Below are 18,357 nucleotides of genomic sequence, written 5' to 3'. Positions count from 1 at the left end.
TTTCGCAGCGCGCGGAAAATCAGCGCGAATAGAACTCGACCACGAGGTTCGGTTCCATGGTGACCGGATAGGGCACCTCGTCGAGCTTGGGCACGCGCGTGAAGGTCACCTTGTCGGTGCCGTCGGGCGCGACATAGTCGGGAATGTCACGCTCGGGCAGGCTCTGCGCCTCGATGACGAGCGCCATTTCCTTGGCCTTGGAACCGAGGCTGATGACATCGCCCACGTCCACGCGGCGCGAGGGGATGTTGCACTTCACGCCGTTGACGTAGATGTGGCCGTGATTGACGATCTGGCGCGCGGCAAAGACGGTCGGCGCGAACTTGGCGCGATAGACGATCATGTCGAGCCGGCGTTCAAGCAGGCCGATCAGGTTCTGGCCGGTGTCGCCCTTCATCCGGGCGGCAGCCTTGTAGGTGCCGTGGAACTGCTTTTCGGTGACGTCGCCGTAATAGCCCTTGAGCTTCTGCTTGGCGCGCAGCTGCAGGCCGAAATCGCTCATCTTGCCCTTGCGGCGCTGGCCGTGCTGGCCGGGGCCGTAGGAACGCTTGTTGACGGGGGAATTCGGGCGACCCCAGATGTTTTCGCCCATCCGGCGGTCGAGTTTGTACTTGGCGCTCTTGCGCTTCGACATAAGTCGTGTCCTTCAAATATGCTGATCCACCCCAGCGGTGGACATTCAACCCGGCATCGCACCGTCGAGGCCTTATCCTCGACGCGGCCACCGCTTCACCGGGGTGCGGGGCCCATTTGCGAAGGCGCGCATTTAGCAGGATTGTGCCCCCGGTCAAGTCGGCATGGAGCGCAAGATCCCGGCGCTGGATGAAGTTCGATGGGGAAATCGTGAGGCCGACCCGCGGCTTTTCCGCCTCGGCCATCGCGTCCTTCCACTGATCCGCCGTCAGGCAGACGTTCGGATCGCGCCAGCGGTCAAGGCAAGGGACGCGTTCGCCATCATCATCATCATCCTGCACGGCTGATTGGCGATCCCTGACGGCGGACGCCCCCGGACGCCCAGCCGATCAGCGGCGCTGGTTGAACTCGCGCCATTCATCGGCGGTCTTGCACACGCGCGTGCCCCGGCGGCTCGACATGTCGAGGCGGATGCGGCGGCAGATGCGCTTCTCCTCCTTTGCCTCGGGCAGCGTTTCGTCCTGGGCTTCGCTGGCTTGCGAAGGGGCCTTCCCGCCCTCTTCGTTCGTCGGTGCCTGTACCTCTGCCTCTGCCTCGGATTCGGAAGCGTCCTGAGGCGCGGCAAGAGCGGGAGCGGCAAGCAGCGTGCATGCGGCGAGGGCCGCAAGGCGGAGGCGAGCAAAATTCATGAAGGAATCCGTCTGGTTAGGTAGGGAATGGCGACGGGCGTGGGTCTAGCGGGCGTGGGGATTAGTGTCCATGCCGGTCGGCTCGAACGTGGTTCTAGCGCCTCGGTTCGCGTTCGAGCGTGCTCAATATGCCGCGCAAGGTGCGCACTTCGAGATGGTTCCAGCCCGGCTTGGTCAGCACGCTGCGCAAGGTCCGGCGCGTCGCCTCGGCCCGGGTTTCGGGAAGGAAATAGCCCTTGGGCTCCAGCATCCGTTCGAAATGGGCGACAAGCCCGTCAAGCTCGTCCTGCGGGGCGGGGGGAAGCGCGTCCTCGGCGGTGGGCTGGACGAGGTTTTCCACCGCGCGGCCATCGGCCTCGGCCAGCTCGCGCCCGATCCGCGACCATTCATAGGCGACGAGGATCACCGCCTGCGCGAGATTGAGCGAGCCGAATTCGGGATTGATCGGGACGGTCAGGATATGCCGGGCGAGCGCGACGTCTTCGGTTTCCAGCCCCGATCGTTCCGGGCCGAACAGGACCGCATGGCGGCCTTCATGGGCATGGATCAGCCGCGCCGCCCCGTCCGCGCCGACGACGGGTTTCGTCACGCCGCGTTTCCTGACGGTGGTGGCATAGACATGGGCGCAATCCGCGACCGCTTCGGCAGTGGTCTCGTAGACCTTTGCGCGGTCGAGCACCGTGTCCGCACCCGCCGCCGCCGGACCGGCCGACGGGTTGGGCCAGCCGTCGCGCGGGGCCACGAGCCGCATTTCGGTCAGCCCGAAATTGAGCATGGCGCGCGCCGCCTTGCCGATGTTCTCGCCCAATTGCGGGCGCACCAGCACCACGACGGGCCTGCGATCCTCTGCCATGGCCCTGTCAGTTCCCCCCTTTTCCGGTGCCCGATGTCTTCGCTTCGCCGGCTTCGGTGACAGTGCTGGCGAATTCCTCGAAATCGCGCGCTTCGGAAAAGTCGCGGTAGACGCTGGCGAAACGAATATAGGCGACCGAATCGATCTGGCGCAGCCCGTCCATCACCAGTTCGCCGATCTTCGCCGAAGCGATTTCGGATTCGCCCGCGGTTTCGACCTGGCGCTGGATACCGCTCACCAGCTGGTCGATCTGTTCCTGCGCGATCCCGCGTTTTCGGCAGGCGAGCGCGACCGAGCGTTCGAGCTTGGCCCGGTCGAACGGCTCACGCCGCTGCGGGGCGCCACCGGCCCCGGCCTTGACGATCGTGACCTCGCGCAGCTGGACGCGTTCGAAAGTGGTGAAGCGCGCGCCGCATTTGGAACATTGTCGCCGACGCCGGATCGCGGACCCGTCCTCTGCGGGGCGCGAATCCTTCACCTGGCTGTCCTCGTGGGCGCAGAAGGGGCAGCGCATGTTTCGTGTCGTTCTCTCGCGGTGCGCCCGTGGGCGTCACATGCCGGGATAGACCGGGAAGGCCCGGCACAATTCGGAGACGCGCGAACGCACGCTTTCCTCGACCTGCGCATCGCCTTCGGGGCCGTTCTTCGACAGGCCGTCCACGACCTCGGCGATCAGCTTGCCCACGGTGCGGAACTCCGCCGGGCCAAAGCCGCGCGTCGTGCCCGCCGGCGTGCCGAGCCGGATGCCGGACGTGACGAAGGGCGAACGCGTGTCGAACGGGATGCCGTTCTTGTTGCAGGTGAGCCAGGCCCGATCGAGCCCTTTTTCCGCATCCTTGCCGGTCACGTCCTTGGCCGACAGGTCGACCAGCATCGAATGGTTGTCGGTCCCGCCCGAAACGATGCGCAGCCCGTTCTCCTCGAGGCTCGCGGCAAGCGCACGGGCATTTTCGACGATGCGGTGGGCATAGTCCTTGAATTCGGGTGTGAGAGCCTCGCGGAAGGCGACCGCCTTGGCCGCGATGACATGCATCAGCGGGCCGCCCTGAAGCCCCGGAAACACCGCCATGTTGAGCGGCTTGGTGAACTTCTCGTCGTTCCACAGGATGATGCCCGAACGCGGCCCTCGCAGGCTCTTGTGGGTGGTGGACGTCACGATGTCGCACAGCGGAAAGGGCGAGGGATGCGCTCCCCCGGCGACAAGGCCCGAGATGTGGCTCATGTCGCACAGCAGGATCGCGCCCACTTCATCGGCGATGCGGCGGAAGGCCTCGAAATCCCAGGTCCGCGAATAGGCCGTGCCGCCGCAGATGATGAGCTTCGGCTTGTGTTCGCGCGCGATCCGGGCGACCTCGTCCATGTCGATCCGTTCGTCGCCTTCGCGCACGCCATAGCTGACCGGGTTGAACCACTTGCCGCTCATGTTGACGGGCGATCCGTGGGTGAGGTGGCCACCGGAATTGAGATCGAGGCCCATGAAGGTGTCGCCGGGCTGAAGCAGGGCGAGGAACACCGCCTGGTTCATCTGCGAGCCCGAATTGGGCTGCACATTGGCGAAATTGCAGCCGAACAATTGCTTGGCGCGCTCTATCGCCAGCGTTTCGACCACGTCGGCATAGTCGCAGCCGCCATAATAGCGCTTGCCCGGATAGCCTTCGGCATATTTGTTGGTGAAGACGCTGCCCGTCGCCTCGAGCACGGCGCGGCTCGCGATGTTTTCGCTGGCGATGAGTTCGATCTTGTCGCGCTGGCGGCCCAGTTCCTTGGAGATGGCCGCGGCGATTTCCGGATCGGCGGTGGCAAGATCGTCATTCCAGAACGCGTCCATTGCGGGCGTGTCGACGATTTGGGCGGGAGCGGTGCTCATATCGGGGGCCTCCTTGGGGGGCGTTACTGGTGAGTTTCGATGCGGTCTGCGGCGAAGGGCGGGATGCCGAGCTTCGCCACGCGGCGGCGGTGGCGGCCTTCGGGTTCGTCCGCATCCGCGAATTCGGTCGACAGGAACGTCGCAACGCAGCTCTTCGCCATTTCGATCCCGATCAGCCGCGCGCCCAGGGCGATCACGTTCGCATCGTTGTGTTCGCGCGCCAGCGCTGCGGAAAGCGGTTCGGACACGGTCGCGCAGCGCACCTGCGGATGGCGGTTGCAGCTCATCGAGATGCCGATGCCACTGCCGCACAGGGCGATGCCGTATTCGGCCGTGCCCTCGGCGATGACTTCGGCCAGCTTGTAGCCGTAATCGGGGTAATCGACGCTCACGCCCTCGTCGGGGCCGAGGTCGGCGACTTCGTGGCCTTCATCGATCAACCACTCGGCAAGCTGGGCCTTGAGGTCGGTCGCGGCATGGTCTGAGGCGATGGCGATACGCATGGCGCCTACATAGAGGCTGATGCGCCAACACTCCACCCCGCGCGCGCTTTTTTGCCCCTTGCAAACGCTCCCCTTGCACAAGGCGAGCGAAGGCTTGCGCAAAGGTGCAGAACATGCACTCTACCCCCTTCACGCATTCTCCCCCATGCCGGAGACAGCCATGCGAAACCGCCCCTTTCCGCTTGCCCTGATCGCAGCCTGTTCGCTGTTGTTCGCGCCGGCCGGGCTGCTGGCCGAGGAGGGACGCGAGGCGGAACGGGTCAGCCGCGCATCAGCGCTCGCGCCCGGGCACGGTGTCGTGATCCTGTCGGTCAGGAGCGAGCTTTATCTTCTCGATGAACTCAATGTCTGGTTCGTGCGCGAAGGGGGAAGCATCGCCAATCAGGAGGATCTGGTCCGCTTCACCCGCAGCCAGAGCGCGCTCGTCTTCGGCAACCACACCACGAAATACAAGGTCCGCGCCTATGCGCTTCCCGCCGGGCGCTGGCGGCTCGCGGGGCACGGCGTACGCTGCGAGAAGGTACCTGCGCCGGACGAGCGCTGTCTTGTCGATGTCAAGGTGCTCGGCATCGGCCAGACGGTGAGATTTCCCAGCCGCGGCTATGACGAGGATGCGCCGGTCTTCGAAGTGCGGGCAGGGGCGCTGACCAATGCGGGCGACTGGGGACTGACGGCGCGCAACACGATCGAATGGTCGCAGATCCCCGCCGACGAAGCGCGCAGGTGGGAACGCCGCCTTGACGCGCTCCCCGATGGACCGCCGGTCGAGGTGCCCGAGGGATACCGGCTCAGATACGGCCTTTCGCCGCGCAGCTATCAAGACGACAAGAACCGGCGCTATTGAAAGAAACGGCATGGAACTGCGCATTCCCCCGGTCGTGCAGGTTGCGCTTGCCATCGCGTTGATGGCGGGGATCGGTCAGGTCGCGCCCGCGCCGGCGTTTCATCTGCCCTGGCTGACCGCGCTGTTGGCGACGGGTGCGCTGCTGTTCCTCCTCGCCCCGGCGGTGAACTTTTCGCGGGCGCGCACCACGGTTGACCCGATCCATCCGGAGCGGGCGGAGAAACTGGTGGTCGCAGGGCTTTACCGCATCACGCGCAACCCGATGTATGTCGGCATGGCGCTACTGCTGGGCGCGGTCGCGGCGTGGGATTTCGCCTGGGGGCACATCGCCGTGATCGCGCTGTTCGCGTGGTGGATGACGCGCTTTCAGATCATGCCCGAGGAGCGCGCGCTCGAAACCCGCTTCGGCGAGGATTACCGCGTTTACAGCGCGAGCGTGCGGCGCTGGATCTAGCGCGGGTCAGCTAGCTTCGGTTTCGCCCTCGACCTGCTGCGTTTCGAAATATTCGACGATGTCCTCGCGCAGCCGTTCCTGCAAGCGCGGGAGCATCGCCATCACGTCGTTCATGTAAAGCTGGTTGGCGGCTGCGAAATTCGGCTCCGCCGCGATCGCGGGGCTGAGCTGGAAGAAGCGCTGCCCGGCCGGCGTGCGGACGAATTCGCGGATCGCCACGAGGTCTTCGTAAGTGAAGATGTTGGCATAGGCGAGCGCCCAGCCATCCATAAGTTCGGGCAAATGAACGCGCAGCACACCCATCGCCTCTTCGCGAAACTGCGCGAGATTGTCGTCGATGATCGCCTCGATCTGGGGATCTTCGCTGGCGGCGCCCGACTGGCGCTGCGCCTCGCGCATCTGGACCAGCATCTGGTCCATCGTCGCGGCGAAGACCGTCTCGCGGTCCTCCTCCGGCATGCCGATCGCGATGATCTCGCGCGCGATCTGGACCGATCGTGCATCGGGGATCGCGGCCTCGGAGGCGGCGGCTGCGGTCTGTGCGGCGATGGTGGCCGGTGCGAGCGCGGCGAAAGCGGCGAGCGCGAGCGCGGCGGGGCGCAGCGGGTTCTTCATGACGACGAGCCTTACTGGTCGAGGAAGGAGCGCATCTTGCGCGAACGAGACGGGTGCTTGAGCTTGCGCAGAGCCTTCGCCTCGATCTGGCGGATACGTTCGCGCGTGACCGAGAATTGCTGACCGACCTCCTCCAGTGTGTGATCGGTGTTCATCCCGATGCCGAACCGCATGCGCAGCACGCGTTCCTCGCGCGGGGTCAGGCTCGCAAGGACGCGGGTGACCGTTTCCTTGAGATTGGCCTGGATCGCGGCATCGACCGGGATGACCGCGTTCTTGTCCTCGATGAAATCGCCGAGGTGGCTGTCTTCCTCGTCGCCGATGGGCGTTTCGAGGCTGATCGGCTCCTTGGCGATCTTCATCACCTTGCGCACCTTTTCGAGCGGCATGGAAAGCCGCGCGGCCATTTCCTCGGGGGTCGGCTCGCGGCCTTCCTCGTGGAGGAACTGGCGCGAGGTGCGCACCAGCTTGTTGATCGTCTCGATCATGTGAACCGGAATGCGGATCGTGCGGGCCTGGTCGGCGATCGATCGGGTGATCGCCTGCCGAATCCACCATGTCGCATAGGTGCTGAACTTGTAGCCGCGGCGATACTCGAACTTGTCGACCGCCTTCATCAGGCCGATATTGCCTTCCTGAATGAGATCAAGGAATTGCAGGCCGCGGTTGGTGTATTTCTTGGCGATGGAGATGACGAGGCGCAGGTTCGCCTCGACCATTTCCTTCTTGGCGATGCGCGCCTCGCGCTCGCCTTTCTGGACCATGTTCACGATGCGGCGGAATTCGGGGAGCGCCATCCCGGTCTGCGAGGCGATATCGGCGATCTCGACCCGGATGCGCTCGATCGCGTCGGCTTCCTTGTCGAGGAAGGCGGCCCACTTCTTGTCCTTCTTCGCCTTCTCCCTGATCCAGCCATCGTCGAGCTCGTTGCCGACATAGCCTTTCAGGAAGTCGATCCGCTTGATCTTGTGACGCTCGGCAAGGCGCAGCATCTGGCCGCCGAGAGCGGTCAGGCGGCGGTTGAAGGCGTAGAGGTTGTCGACCAGGAATTCGATCTTGGTCGCGTGGAACTGCATCGATTCCACCTCGGCCGTGAGCTGTTCGCCGAGTTCCTCGTATTTCTTTTCCTTGGCCTTGGGAAATTCGCCGCCGGCTGCCAGCGTGTCGACCCGTTCGGCCTGGAGCTTCTCGAAGGAATTGAACAGCTTGGTGATGCGAGCGAAGCGTTCGATCGCTTCCGGCTTCAGCGCGGCTTCCATCTGGGCGAGCGAGAGGGTGTTGTCCTCCTCGTCGTCCTCTTCGCGCTTGGACGAGCCGCCTTCGCCGTCCTCGTCCTCCTCGCTCTCGTCGTCGCTGTCATCCTCGTCGTCGTCGCGGATCGTCGGGCCCGCGGTCTCCTCGGAGATCTCGCCGTCATCGTCGTCGGCATCCTCGGCCATCTTGTCGGCCGGCGGTTCCTTCGACAGCATCGCATCGAGATCGAGGATCTCGCGCAGCTGCATGTCCTCGTTGTTGAGCGCCTCGGACCACTGGATGATGGCGTGGAACGTGATCGGGCTTTCGCAAAGCCCCATGATCATCATGTCGCGCCCGGCCTCGATACGCTTGGCGATGGCGATCTCGCCCTCGCGGCTCAGGAGTTCGACCGCGCCCATTTCGCGCAGGTACATCCGCACCGGGTCATCGGTGCGTTCGCCCGTGCCGGTCTTCTTGGCGGCGGTCTTCGTTTCCTTCTTGGCCTTCTTGGCGTCGACGTCCTCGTCGTCATCCTCGTCGACGGCCATTTCCTCGACTTCGGCCTCGGCCTCGGCTTCCGCTTCGGCTTCCTCGTCGTTTTCGACGATCTGGACGCCCATTTCCGACAGGGCGGTCTGGATGTCCTCGATCTGGTCGGGGCTCATCTCGCCCGATGGCAGCGCCTCGTTGAGCTCGTCATAGGTGACGTAGCCCTTCTTCTTCGCCTTGCTGATGAGTTTCTTGACCGATGCCTCGTTGAGGTCGATCAGCGGGGCGTCATCGTCCTGGGTTTTTGCGGTCGAAGCCATGCGGTCCTGTCATTCCCTTGCGCCCGTCGCGGGGGGATCGGTTGAATTCCCCGCCGCCAGAGCCGTTTCGTCCGATCCGGCAGCCGCAGCGGCCGGGTCCCTGTCTCTCACCGCCGGAGCGGCTTTCCTGCGCCCGAAGGCCTTCAGGCGTTCATCGACTGTCGTGAGCTGTTCGCGCAGGCGCACCTGTTCGGCAAACGACCCTTCGGGATCGCTGTCGAACCGGGCGATCGTGGCCGCCAAAGCAGCCTCCAGAGCCGGCCTTTCGACCAGCAACGCAACAGCTTCGGCCAGTTCCTCGCGCGCTTCGTCCGGTGTGGTCCCTTCTCTGAGGAAGGCGTATCGATTGTCGACCGGCGGGGCGGGAATGCCTTGCGGAAGGGATATGGCGTTTCGCCCGTGCGAATCAAGCGTTTCGGACAGTTCGATGAGCGATTCGATCGCGGGTGCGGCTTTCGGGTCATGCCGGGCGAGCCGCGAGAGCGCCTCGACATGCCCTGCGATCCATTGCGGATGGCGCACGAAACCGGCCATGACCGCCGCCATCAGCGAACTGCGCGCACCGCCTTCGATGACCGCGCGCAGAGCCTTGCGCGCTTCGGGCGATAATGCGGGCGTGCGCGCCGGGCCGCCCTGCCAGCGGCCTGCCTGCGGGGCCGCGCGCTGGGGGCGGGGCGGATAGGCGAAAGCGGAAAACCGGTCGAGCAATTCGCGCCGGTAGAGCGCGCGGATGTCGGTATCGGCAATCCGGTCGACATGCTCCATCAGCCGCGCCTTAAGCCCGGCCTTCGCCTCCGGGCTGTCGAGACTGTGCGCGTCGCGTTCATATTCCCACAGCGTGTCGAGCAGGCTCGCAGGCTCGGCCAGCAGCGCCTCCATCGCCTGCGCTCCCTTCTCGCGCACCAGATCGTCGGGATCGAGCCCGGCGGGCAGCCTTACGATGCCGAGCGTGCGGGAGGGCTTCAGCAGCGGCAGCGCTCGGGCGATCGCGCGCATCGCCGCCTTCTGCCCCGCCGCATCGCCGTCGAAGCACAGCAAGGGCCGTTCCACCATCCGCCACAGCATTTCGAGCTGCGTTTCGGTGAGCGCGGTGCCCAGCGGCGCGACGGCATCGGGAAAGCCCGCCTGCGCCAGCGCGACAACGTCCATGTAGCCTTCGACCACGATCACCCGCCCGGACTGGCGCGAGGAGGGCGCGGCGCGGTGGAGATTGTAGAGCGTGCGGCCCTTGTCGAACAGCGGCGTGTCGGGGGAATTGAGATATTTCGCCACCCCCTCCCGCTTGTCGAGAATGCGCCCGCCGAACGCGATCACGCGGCCGCGCGCATCGTGGATCGGCAGCATGACCCGGCCCCGGAAACGGTCGTACATCGCGCCGTCATCGCTGCGGATGCGCATGCCGGTATCGACCAGCATCTCGTCCTCGAACCGGCTCAGCGCGCGGGCGAGGGCCTGCTTGTCCTCGGGTGCATAGCCGAACCCGAATTCGCGGCATGTCGCGGAGGTAAAGCCGCGTCCCTTCAGGTAATCGAGCGCCGCGCGCCCGTTCTCGCCCGACAGCTGCTGCACGAACCAGTCCTGCGCCGCGCTCGTCACGTCGATCAGGGTCGCGCGCTGTTCGGCCCGCTGCGCGGCGACCGGGTCAGGCGCGGGTACTTCCATCCCGGCTTCGGCGGCAAGCTCCTTGATCGCGTCCATGAAGGCGAGCCCGCGCTGTTCGATCATCCAGCTGATGACATCGCCATGCGCGCCGCAGCCGAAGCAATGGTAGAAACCCTTGTCGTCGCTGACGGTGAAGCTGGGCGTGTTCTCGGAATGGAACGGGCAGCACGCCTTCCATTCGCGCCCCGCCTTGGTGAGCTTGGTGGTGCGCTGGATCACGCTCGACAGGGTGATCCGCGCCCGCAGCTCGTCCTTCCATTGCGGGGTGATGGTCATGGCGCGAGAGTGCGCGGGTTGGCCGGCGCGATCAAGCGCATCTGTGCAAGACCCTGTGCCAAACCCCTCAGCTCAGCGATTGCTTGACCAGCGCGCTCGCCATCTTGCCGTCGAGCACCGCGCCGTGGCGCTTTTTCAGCTCGCCCATGACCGCGCCCATGTCCTTCATGCTGGCGGCGCCCGTTTCCGCCTTGATCGTGTCGATCGAGGCCATGACGTCCGCCTCGCTCATCATCTGGGGGAGGAATTCCTCGATCACGGCGAGTTCGCCCTTCTCGCGCTCGGCCAGTTCCGCCCGGCCGCCGCTTTCGTACATCTCGATCGATTCGCGCCGCTGCTTGGCCATCTTCTGCAGCACGCCGGTGACCAGTTCGTCGTCGTCGGTCTGCTTGTCGCTCGTGCGCAGTTCGATGTCGCGGTCCTTGATCTTCGCCGCGATCTGGCGAAGCGTGTTCGTGCGCTCCTTTTCGCCGCCCTTCATCGCCTGCACGGTCGCGGCCTTGATGTCGTCCCTGATCATTGCGGTTTGTCCCGATTGGTCCTGTTAACTGTGGATGAGATGAATATGGGGCGCGACCTATCGCATTGGAAGCGCCGCGCCTAGCTTGACGAGGGGGATGCTGCGCCCTAGCGGATGGGACTTAGCACGCATTGCCGGTCAACCTCTTCCAACGGAGCGCCCCCATGGCCCTTTCCGCCTCTACGCCTGCGCAACCGAAAGGTGCGACGGGATGCCTCGTTCTGGCCGACGGAACGGTCATCTGGGGGAGGGGCTTCGGAGCCGGGGGCGCGGCGGTGGGCGAGGTGTGCTTCAACACCGCGATGACGGGCTATCAGGAGGTGATGACCGATCCTTCCTATGCCGCCCAGATCGTCACCTTCACCTTCCCGCACATCGGCAATGTCGGGGCCAATGCCGAGGACATCGAAAGCGCGTTCCAGAACGGGGTCGAAAGCGCGGTCGGCTGCGTGGTGCGCGAGGATGTGACCGAACCCAGCAATTTCCGCAGCCTCGAACGCTTCACCGAATGGATGGTGGCGGCGGGCAAGATCGGGCTTTCGGGCGTCGATACGCGCGCGCTGACCCGCCGCATCCGCAAGGCTGGCGCGCCCAATGCGGTGATCGCGCATGATCCCGAGGGCAATTTCGACATTCCCGCGCTGGTCGGACGCGCGCGCGAATGGGCCGGGCTCGAAGGGATGGACCTCGCCAGCCGCGTCAGCCGCGAAAAGAGCGAGGAATGGAAGGGCGGCCACTGGACGCTCGGGGCCGGCTATGGCGAGGCCGGATCGGAAAAGCCGCACGTCGTCGCGCTCGACTACGGGTCGAAGGACAACATCTTCCGCAATCTCGTGCGTGCGGGCGCAAAGGTGACGGTGGTCCCTGCCCGGGCGAGCTTCGAGGAGATCATGGAGCTTGCGCCCGACGGCGTATTCCTGTCGAACGGCCCCGGCGATCCGGCGGCGACCGGCGAATATGCGGTCCCGGTGATCCGGCAATTGCTCGATGCGGACGTGCCGATCTTCGGGATCTGCCTCGGTCACCAGATGCTTGCGATCGCGGCGGGGGCGAAGACGATCAAGATGCACCAGGGCCACCGCGGCGCGAACCATCCCGTGCAGCGCGTGGGGACAGGCTGGGGCGAAACCTCAGGGCTGGTCGAGATCACCAGCATGAATCACGGTTTCGCCGTCGATGCCGACACCCTGCCGGAAACGGTCGAACAGACCCACGTTTCGCTGTTCGACGGGACGAATTGCGGCATTGCGATCAAGGGCAAGCGGGCGTTCGGCGTGCAATATCACCCCGAGGCCTCGCCGGGGCCGCAGGACAGTTTCTACCTGTTCGAGAAGTTCGTCGGGGGGCTGGTGTGAGGTTGCCTGCGTCGCTTTCCTCCAATTCCCTCAGGCCCGATCTTCCTTCCGCTTGGGGAAGCGTCGGGGGCAGGGGTTCGGCGGAGAAAGGGCGGGGCTTCGTCTCGGACGTCGAACTCCCTTTTCCCGGCTTCTTCGCCCGGGGGAGGGGGTTTCTTGTATTTGCCGCTGCGTTCGCCGCACCACTCGCCGCCCAAAACCCCGCGATGACCCAGCCGCCGCTCGCCGAATGGCCCGGCGCGGAGATCGCCAGCGGCGTTGCGTTCCAGGGCGATGGCTCGGTCACGCTTCAGGCGGGGGAGGGCGGGCTGCCCGTGCTCGCCTTCTGGCGGCCGGTCTTGTTCCGCGAGGACACCGACAGGCCCGTCGCGGGGCGCATGGACTGCCTTGTCGCCGCCAGCGAGGCTCCGTTCGCCGATGATGCCTTCGACCCCGAAGCGCGCCACGATGCCGTCGCCGATCGCCGCCGCGAACAGGGCTTCTACGACCGCAAGCGCCTGCGCGATTACGGCGAGAGCGTCCGCCGGCTCGATGTCGTCGGGCGCCGCCACAATCCCTCTCGGCCCTATGTCCTCACCTACGTGCTCGTGCGCGATGGCGAGCGGCTGATCGACATTCGTCGCAATTGCACCTTCGTCCACGGCGACGGGGTCGGCAATCCCGACGTGCTGCCCTATGTCGAACGCTACACGCGGCTGATCTTCGATTTCGGACCCGAGGGAGCCACCGGCTGATGCGCACTGCCCTGACATTGCTTGCCGCAAGCCTTGCGCTTGGCGGGTGCTCGCTGATCTGGCCGGAGGACGAACGCGTCGGCGGCGAAGACGCCGATGACTGCGCCGCGCGGGTTGCAAAGCTGCTTGGCCCCGGCTCGAACTTTCGCCTCTACGAAGGCGAGGCGGGCGTGCCGACCTTCACCTACGACATCACCAAGCTGGGACTGGAAGAGGTGCAGGCGCTGCTGCGCAAGGGCGGGGACGAAACCGCCGGCACGCGAACGATGAACCAGACCAACATGACCTCGACAGCGGTGGAGGAATTCATGAACCGCGAGGTGGATGAAAAGGGTGCCTTCTTCCTCGGCCGCGACCCGGCGCTCTACCGCGTGCGCGGGCAGCGCCAGCCGGTCGAAGGCATGATCGCGAACGGCTGTGAACGCCAGGAGGCCGACATGCGCCTGATCGACATTGCGATATCCGCCTCCGCTTCCAAAGCCGCCGCAGACAGCGAACAAGAACAAGAGACCGACAGCTGATGCCCAGACGCACCGACATTTCCTCCATCCTCGTCATCGGCGCAGGCCCCATCATCATCGGGCAGGCGTGCGAATTCGATTATTCGGGCACGCAGGCGATCAAGGCGCTGAAGGAGGAAGGCTACCGGGTGATCCTGGTGAATTCGAACCCGGCGACGATCATGACCGATCCGGAATTTGCAGATAGCACCTATGTCGAACCGATAACGCCGGAAATCGTCGCCAAGATCATCGCCAAGGAAAAGCCCGACGCTCTGCTGCCGACGATGGGCGGACAGACCGCGCTCAATTGCGCGCTGAAGCTCGACGAGATGGGCGTGCTGGCCCAATACGGGGTGGAGATGATCGGCGCGCGCGCGGACGCGATCGACAAGGCGGAAAACCGCCAGCGTTTCCGCGAGGCGATGGACGCGATCGGATTGGAAAGCGCGCGCTCGGGCGTCGCCAACACGTTGGACGAAGCGCGCGAGGTGCTGGAGCGCACGGGCCTTCCCGCGATCATCCGGCCCTCCTTCACGCTCGGCGGGACGGGCGGCGGGATCGCCTACAACACGCAGGAATTCGAACGCATCGTGCGCGAAGGGCTCGATGCCTCCCCCACCACAGAGGTCCTGATCGAGGAATCGCTCCTCGGCTGGAAGGAATACGAGATGGAGGTGGTGCGCGATTCCAAGGACAACGCGATCATCATCTGCGCGATCGAGAACGTCGATCCGATGGGCGTTCACACCGGCGATTCCATCACCGTCGCCCCGGCTCTGACGCTGACCGACAAGGAATACCAGATCATGCGCTCGGCCAGCATCGCGGTGCTGCGCGAGATCGGGGTCGAGACGGGCGGCTCCAACGTCCAGTTCGCCGTGAACCCGAAGGACGGGCGGCTGATCGTGATCGAGATGAACCCGCGCGTTTCGCGCAGCTCTGCGCTGGCATCGAAGGCGACCGGCTTTCCAATCGCCCGCGTCGCGGCGAAACTGGCGGTCGGCTACACCCTCGATGAACTCACCAACGAGATCACCGGGGCGACGCCTGCCAGTTTCGAGCCGACGATCGATTACGTGGTGACGAAGATACCGCGCTTCGCCTTCGAGAAGTTCAAGGGCGCCGAAGCCACCCTTTCGACCGCGATGAAATCGGTCGGCGAAGTCATGGCGATCGGGCGCAATTTCCAGGAATCGATGCAGAAGGCGCTGCGCGGACTGGAGACGGGGCTCGACGGGTTCAACCGCGTGCCCGAACTCGAAGGCGTGGCCAAGGACGTGATCACCGCCGCCCTGTCGCGCCGTACGCCCGACCGGATCCTGAAAGTGGCGCAGGCCTTTCGCGAAGGGCTCACCATCGAGGAGGTCGCCGCCGTGACCTTCTACGATCCGTGGTTCCTGCGCCAGATCCACGCCATCATCGAAGCCGAACGCGAAGTGCAGGCGGACGGCCTGCCGCGCGATGCCGAAGGGCTGCGGCGGCTGAAGGCAATGGGCTTTTCCGACCGACGGCTCGCCACGCTCGCGGTGCGTTCGGTCGGCGTTGCGGGCGGGCTTGCCGAAACGCAGGCAAAGCGGTCCGGGCTGCTGCACGACGCGCTCCAGGCGATGGCGGGTGCGACCAGCGAGGACGAGGTGAGAAAGCTGCGCGCGAAGCTCGGCGTCTATCCCGTCTTCAAGCGGATCGATAGCTGCGCCGCCGAATTCGAGGCGATCACGCCCTACATGTATTCGACCTACGAAGCGCCCAGCTTCGGCGAAGCGGAATGCGAGGCGGATCCCTCCGACCGCAAGAAGATCGTCATCCTTGGCGGCGGACCGAACCGGATCGGGCAGGGGATCGAATTCGACTATTGCTGCGTCCACGCCTGCTTCGCGCTCGCGGAGGCGGGGTTCGAGACGATCATGGTCAATTGCAATCCGGAAACCGTCTCGACCGATTACGACACTTCCGACCGGCTCTATTTCGAACCGCTCACGGCCGAGGACGTGCTCGAGATCCTGCGGGTCGAACAGAGCAAGGGCGAGCTGGTCGGGGTGATCGTCCAGTTCGGCGGGCAGACGCCGCTCAAGCTGGCGCAGGCGCTGGAGGATGCAGGGATTCCCATTCTCGGCACCAGTCCCGACGCGATCGACCATGCCGAGGACCGCGAACGCTTCGCCAGGCTCGTCAACAAGCTCAAGCTGAAACAGCCCGACAACGGGATCGCCTATACCCGTGACGAAGCGGCGGCGGTGGCGGCGCGGATCGGCTATCCGGTGTTGCTGCGGCCCAGCTTCGTGCTCGGCGGGCGAGCGATGGAGATCGTCGATTCCGAAGCCCAGCTGGACGATTACATCGCCAATGCAGTCACCGTGTCGGGCGAATCCCCGGTGCTGGTCGACCAGTACCTGCGCGACGCGATCGAGGTCGATGTCGATGCGCTGTGCGACGGAACCGAGGTCCGCGTCGCCGGCGTCATGCAGCATATCGAGGAGGCGGGCGTCCATTCGGGCGACAGCGCCTGCACCCTGCCGCCCTATTCGCTGCCGCCTGAAATCATTGCGGAGATGGAACGGCAGGCCGAATTGCTCGCACGCGCCCTCAACGTCGTGGGCCTCATGAACATCCAGTTCGCGGTTAAGGACGGCGAGGTCTATCTCATCGAGGTCAACCCACGCGCGAGCCGCACCGTGCCGTTCGTCGCCAAGGCGATCGGCCAGCCGGTGGCCAAGATCGCCGCGCGGGTCATGGCAGGCGAAAAGCTCGCCGATTTCGAACCCTTCCGCCGCGACCTCGATTACATGGCGGTAAAGGAGGCGATCTTCCCCTTCAGCCGCTTCCCCGGAGCGGACCCGGTGCTTACGCCCGAAATGAAATCGACAGGCGAGGTGATGGGGATCGACCGGACCTTCGAGGCGGCCTTCCTCAAGTCGCAGATGGGCGTCGGCATGGCTCTCCCGCGGGAGGGCACCGTGTTCGTGTCGGTCAAGAATTCGGACAAGGCCGGCATCGTCGAGGCGGTGCGCACCCTGATCGGAGAAGGCTTTCGCATCATCGCCACCGCCGGCACGCAATCCTATCTCGCCGAACAGGGGCTCGACGTGGAACGCGTCAACAAGGTCGCCGAAGGCCAGCCGCATATCGTCGACCGGATCATCGACGGAGAGATCGCGCTCATCTTCAACACCACCGAAGGCTGGCAGTCGCTGCTCGATTCCAAATCGATCCGGGCGAGCGCGCTCGAAAAGAAGGTCCCCTATTACACCACCGCAGCGGCAAGCCGCGCCGCGGCGGCGGCGATTTCCGCGGTCAAGCCGCACCAGCTTGAAGTCCGCTCCTTGCAGGACTATTATGATGGGCCGACCACGTAACCTTCCCTTCCGACATTGCGGGTGCGCACTAGGCCCCTTCCTTCGAAGAGGGGGCGCGATCCCGAAGTGACGAATGGCCGGACCTTTCGGCCACGGGAACAGTTCGGATGCGGGGGCTTTGGAGGAAAAAGGACGGACATGGCAACAATGGAAAAGGTCCCGATGCTGGTTGAGGGCTATGAGCGGCTGACCGCCGATCTCAAGGCCCTGCGCGAGGAACGCCCCAAGATCGTCGACGCGATCGAGGAAGCGCGCGCGCATGGCGACCTGTCGGAAAATGCCGAATATCACGCCGCGAAAGAACGGCAGGGCCAGGTCGAGGCGCAGATCGCCGAGATCGAGGACAAGGTAACCCGCGCCCAGATCATCGATCCCAAGTCGCTTTCGGGCGACAAGATCATCTTCGGCGCGACCGTCACCCTTCTCGACGAAGACGACAAGCCGGTGAAGTACCAGATCGTCGGCCAGACCGAAGCGGACGCGGCGAAGGGGCGGATTTCCTACAGCTCGCCCATGGCCCGCGCCCTGATCGGCAAGCAGGTCGGCGACGAAATCGAGGTGACGGTGCCATCGGGCGACAAGTTCTACCTCGTCGAGAAGATCGAGTTCATCTGAACCTCGCGGGACAAGCGCTTCAATCCTCGCGCTTTTCCCCGATAGTCTTTGCCATGGCGTAATTGTGGATCGGCACCGCCGCGCCCGCGTGTTCCAGCGCGAAGTCGCGGCGGTGAATCTGCTTGAACCCGGCCCGCGCGAAAACGGGCCGCGCGATCTCGCTCGCTTCGGCGAAGAGGCGCGCGATGCCGCGCCTGCGCGCATCCGCCTCGATCCGCGCGAGCAGCGCCGCGGCAAGACCCTTTCCGCCATGGTCCGGGTGGCAATAGAGCATGTCGACATGGCCGTGCCTCTCCATCAGGACATAGGCTGTCGGCATGTCGGCCTCGTCCGTACAGACGAGGATCGTGTCGCCCTTCGCCGCGCTCTCGCGAAAGCGGCGCGGATCGGTATGGCGCGCGGCCCAGGCTTCGACCTGATCGCCGTCATAGGCCCGCGCCCCCGTCTCGCGGATCGCGGCGAGGGTCAGCGCGCCGAGCGCTTCGGCATCGTCGGGGCGGAACGGGCGGATCGCGGGCGCATTTTCACCCGGCACCGCTTCATTCCTCGGGGGTCAGCAGCTTGTGGATGTGGACCACGACATATTTCATCTCGGCATCGTCGACCGTGCGCTGCGCCTGTGCGCGCCAGGCTTCGACCGCGGCCTCGTAGGAGCTGAACACGCCGACCACGTGCAGGCTTTCGGGATCCTGGAATTCGTGGCCGCGCGGGTCCTTGACCCGGCCGCCCATGACGAGGTGGAGGCGCTGGTTCGGGGTGGTCTCTTCCATGTCTGGCATGTCCTTGAACGTGTCGCCCCTTTCGTTTCGCGCACGAAAAAGGGCCGGGGGAGGAAT

Annotated in this window: 20 protein-coding genes; 8 read left to right on the top strand and 12 right to left on the bottom strand. The window is 65.1% G+C overall.

What is annotated here, in order from left to right:
- Positions 1 to 19: 19 nt before the first annotated feature.
- The gene (rpsD, locus tag Ga0102493_RS08310; RefSeq protein WP_034901315.1) at positions 20 to 634 is read right to left on the bottom strand and encodes a 30S ribosomal protein S4; all 615 of its coding nucleotides are present in this window, start codon (positions 632 to 634) and stop codon (positions 20 to 22) included.
- 163 nt (positions 635 to 797) lie between these two features.
- Between rpsD and Ga0102493_RS08305 the strand changes: the two genes are divergently transcribed.
- Positions 798 to 980 (top strand): hypothetical protein, encoded by a 183-nt coding sequence (locus tag Ga0102493_RS08305; protein WP_034901317.1) that lies wholly within the window; start codon positions 798 to 800, stop codon positions 978 to 980.
- Positions 981 to 1,022: 42 nt separating this feature from the next.
- On the opposite strand, the gene Ga0102493_RS08300 is transcribed toward Ga0102493_RS08305, so the two are convergent.
- From Ga0102493_RS08300 to Ga0102493_RS08280, 5 genes are all read right to left on the bottom strand, one after another.
- The gene (locus tag Ga0102493_RS08300) at positions 1,023 to 1,322 is read right to left on the bottom strand and encodes a hypothetical protein (protein ID WP_034901319.1); all 300 of its coding nucleotides are present in this window, start codon (positions 1,320 to 1,322) and stop codon (positions 1,023 to 1,025) included.
- A 94-nt stretch (positions 1,323 to 1,416) separates the two neighbouring features.
- Positions 1,417 to 2,175, bottom strand: coding sequence for an RNA methyltransferase (locus tag Ga0102493_RS08295; protein WP_034901321.1), 759 nt, complete (start codon positions 2,173 to 2,175; stop codon positions 1,417 to 1,419).
- Positions 2,176 to 2,182: 7 nt separating this feature from the next.
- Positions 2,183 to 2,689 (bottom strand): transcriptional regulator NrdR, encoded by a 507-nt coding sequence (gene nrdR, locus Ga0102493_RS08290; RefSeq protein ID WP_034901324.1) that lies wholly within the window; start codon positions 2,687 to 2,689, stop codon positions 2,183 to 2,185.
- Positions 2,690 to 2,725: 36 nt separating this feature from the next.
- A complete protein-coding gene (gene glyA, locus Ga0102493_RS08285; RefSeq protein ID WP_150132523.1) occupies positions 2,726 to 4,003 on the bottom strand; it encodes a serine hydroxymethyltransferase in 1,278 nt (425 codons plus the stop codon).
- 62 nt (positions 4,004 to 4,065) lie between these two features.
- A complete protein-coding gene (locus Ga0102493_RS08280; RefSeq protein WP_034901328.1) occupies positions 4,066 to 4,545 on the bottom strand; it encodes an RpiB/LacA/LacB family sugar-phosphate isomerase in 480 nt (159 codons plus the stop codon).
- 160 nt (positions 4,546 to 4,705) lie between these two features.
- On the opposite strand from Ga0102493_RS08280, the gene Ga0102493_RS08275 reads away from it, so the two are divergent.
- The gene (locus tag Ga0102493_RS08275) at positions 4,706 to 5,389 is read left to right on the top strand and encodes a hypothetical protein (RefSeq protein ID WP_034901331.1); all 684 of its coding nucleotides are present in this window, start codon (positions 4,706 to 4,708) and stop codon (positions 5,387 to 5,389) included.
- 10 nt (positions 5,390 to 5,399) lie between these two features.
- Complete coding sequence (locus Ga0102493_RS08270; RefSeq protein WP_034901333.1) at positions 5,400 to 5,843, top strand: methyltransferase family protein; 444 nt, start codon at positions 5,400 to 5,402, stop codon at positions 5,841 to 5,843.
- 6 nt (positions 5,844 to 5,849) lie between these two features.
- Here Ga0102493_RS08270 and Ga0102493_RS08265 read toward each other — a convergent pair whose 3' ends face one another.
- From Ga0102493_RS08265 to Ga0102493_RS08250, 4 genes are all read right to left on the bottom strand, one after another.
- Positions 5,850 to 6,458 (bottom strand): DUF2059 domain-containing protein, encoded by a 609-nt coding sequence (locus Ga0102493_RS08265; RefSeq protein ID WP_034901335.1) that lies wholly within the window; start codon positions 6,456 to 6,458, stop codon positions 5,850 to 5,852.
- A gap of 11 nt (positions 6,459 to 6,469) precedes the next feature.
- Positions 6,470 to 8,503 carry an RNA polymerase sigma factor RpoD gene (gene rpoD / locus Ga0102493_RS08260; RefSeq protein WP_034901338.1) on the bottom strand — a complete coding sequence of 678 codons (2,034 nt, stop codon included), beginning with the start codon at positions 8,501 to 8,503 and terminating at the stop codon, positions 6,470 to 6,472.
- Positions 8,504 to 8,512: 9 nt separating this feature from the next.
- On the bottom strand, positions 8,513 to 10,441 hold the full coding sequence (dnaG, locus tag Ga0102493_RS08255; protein ID WP_051697616.1) for a DNA primase: 1,929 nt from the start codon (positions 10,439 to 10,441) through the stop codon (positions 8,513 to 8,515).
- A 67-nt stretch (positions 10,442 to 10,508) separates the two neighbouring features.
- Entirely contained in the window at positions 10,509 to 10,961 is a 453-nt protein-coding gene (locus Ga0102493_RS08250; RefSeq protein ID WP_034901340.1) for a GatB/YqeY domain-containing protein, read from the bottom strand.
- 164 nt (positions 10,962 to 11,125) lie between these two features.
- Here Ga0102493_RS08250 and carA point away from each other — a divergent pair, with 164 nt between their 5' ends.
- The 5 genes from carA to greA all read left to right on the top strand — a co-directional run bounded on the left by carA (position 11,126) and on the right by greA (position 17,521).
- Complete coding sequence (carA, locus tag Ga0102493_RS08245) at positions 11,126 to 12,316, top strand: glutamine-hydrolyzing carbamoyl-phosphate synthase small subunit (RefSeq protein ID WP_034901342.1); 1,191 nt, start codon at positions 11,126 to 11,128, stop codon at positions 12,314 to 12,316.
- 206 nt (positions 12,317 to 12,522) lie between these two features.
- On the top strand, positions 12,523 to 13,050 hold the full coding sequence (locus Ga0102493_RS08240) for a hypothetical protein (protein WP_034901344.1): 528 nt from the start codon (positions 12,523 to 12,525) through the stop codon (positions 13,048 to 13,050).
- Positions 13,050 to 13,571 (top strand): hypothetical protein, encoded by a 522-nt coding sequence (locus tag Ga0102493_RS08235; protein ID WP_034901345.1) that lies wholly within the window; start codon positions 13,050 to 13,052, stop codon positions 13,569 to 13,571. Before Ga0102493_RS08240 ends, Ga0102493_RS08235 begins: the two co-directional genes overlap by 1 nt.
- Positions 13,571 to 16,906: a carbamoyl-phosphate synthase large subunit gene (gene carB / locus Ga0102493_RS08230; RefSeq protein WP_034901347.1), complete on the top strand. Its 3,336-nt coding sequence runs from the start codon at positions 13,571 to 13,573 to the stop codon at positions 16,904 to 16,906. Before Ga0102493_RS08235 ends, carB begins: the two co-directional genes overlap by 1 nt.
- A gap of 138 nt (positions 16,907 to 17,044) precedes the next feature.
- Positions 17,045 to 17,521, top strand: coding sequence for a transcription elongation factor GreA (greA, locus tag Ga0102493_RS08225; RefSeq protein WP_034901349.1), 477 nt, complete (start codon positions 17,045 to 17,047; stop codon positions 17,519 to 17,521).
- A 19-nt stretch (positions 17,522 to 17,540) separates the two neighbouring features.
- On the opposite strand, the gene Ga0102493_RS08220 is transcribed toward greA, so the two are convergent.
- Together Ga0102493_RS08220 and Ga0102493_RS08215 are read right to left on the bottom strand one after the other, a co-directional pair.
- Positions 17,541 to 18,056 carry a GNAT family N-acetyltransferase gene (locus Ga0102493_RS08220; protein ID WP_034901351.1) on the bottom strand — a complete coding sequence of 172 codons (516 nt, stop codon included), beginning with the start codon at positions 18,054 to 18,056 and terminating at the stop codon, positions 17,541 to 17,543.
- Between the two features lie 4 nt (positions 18,057 to 18,060).
- Positions 18,061 to 18,291, bottom strand: coding sequence for a DUF4170 domain-containing protein (locus tag Ga0102493_RS08215; RefSeq protein WP_034901878.1), 231 nt, complete (start codon positions 18,289 to 18,291; stop codon positions 18,061 to 18,063).
- Positions 18,292 to 18,357: the final 66 nt, after the last annotated feature.

The organism is Erythrobacter litoralis (assembly GCF_001719165.1).
Classification (GTDB): Bacteria; Pseudomonadota; Alphaproteobacteria; order Sphingomonadales; family Sphingomonadaceae; genus Erythrobacter; species Erythrobacter litoralis.
This window is presented reverse-complemented; position numbering and strand designations above follow the sequence as displayed.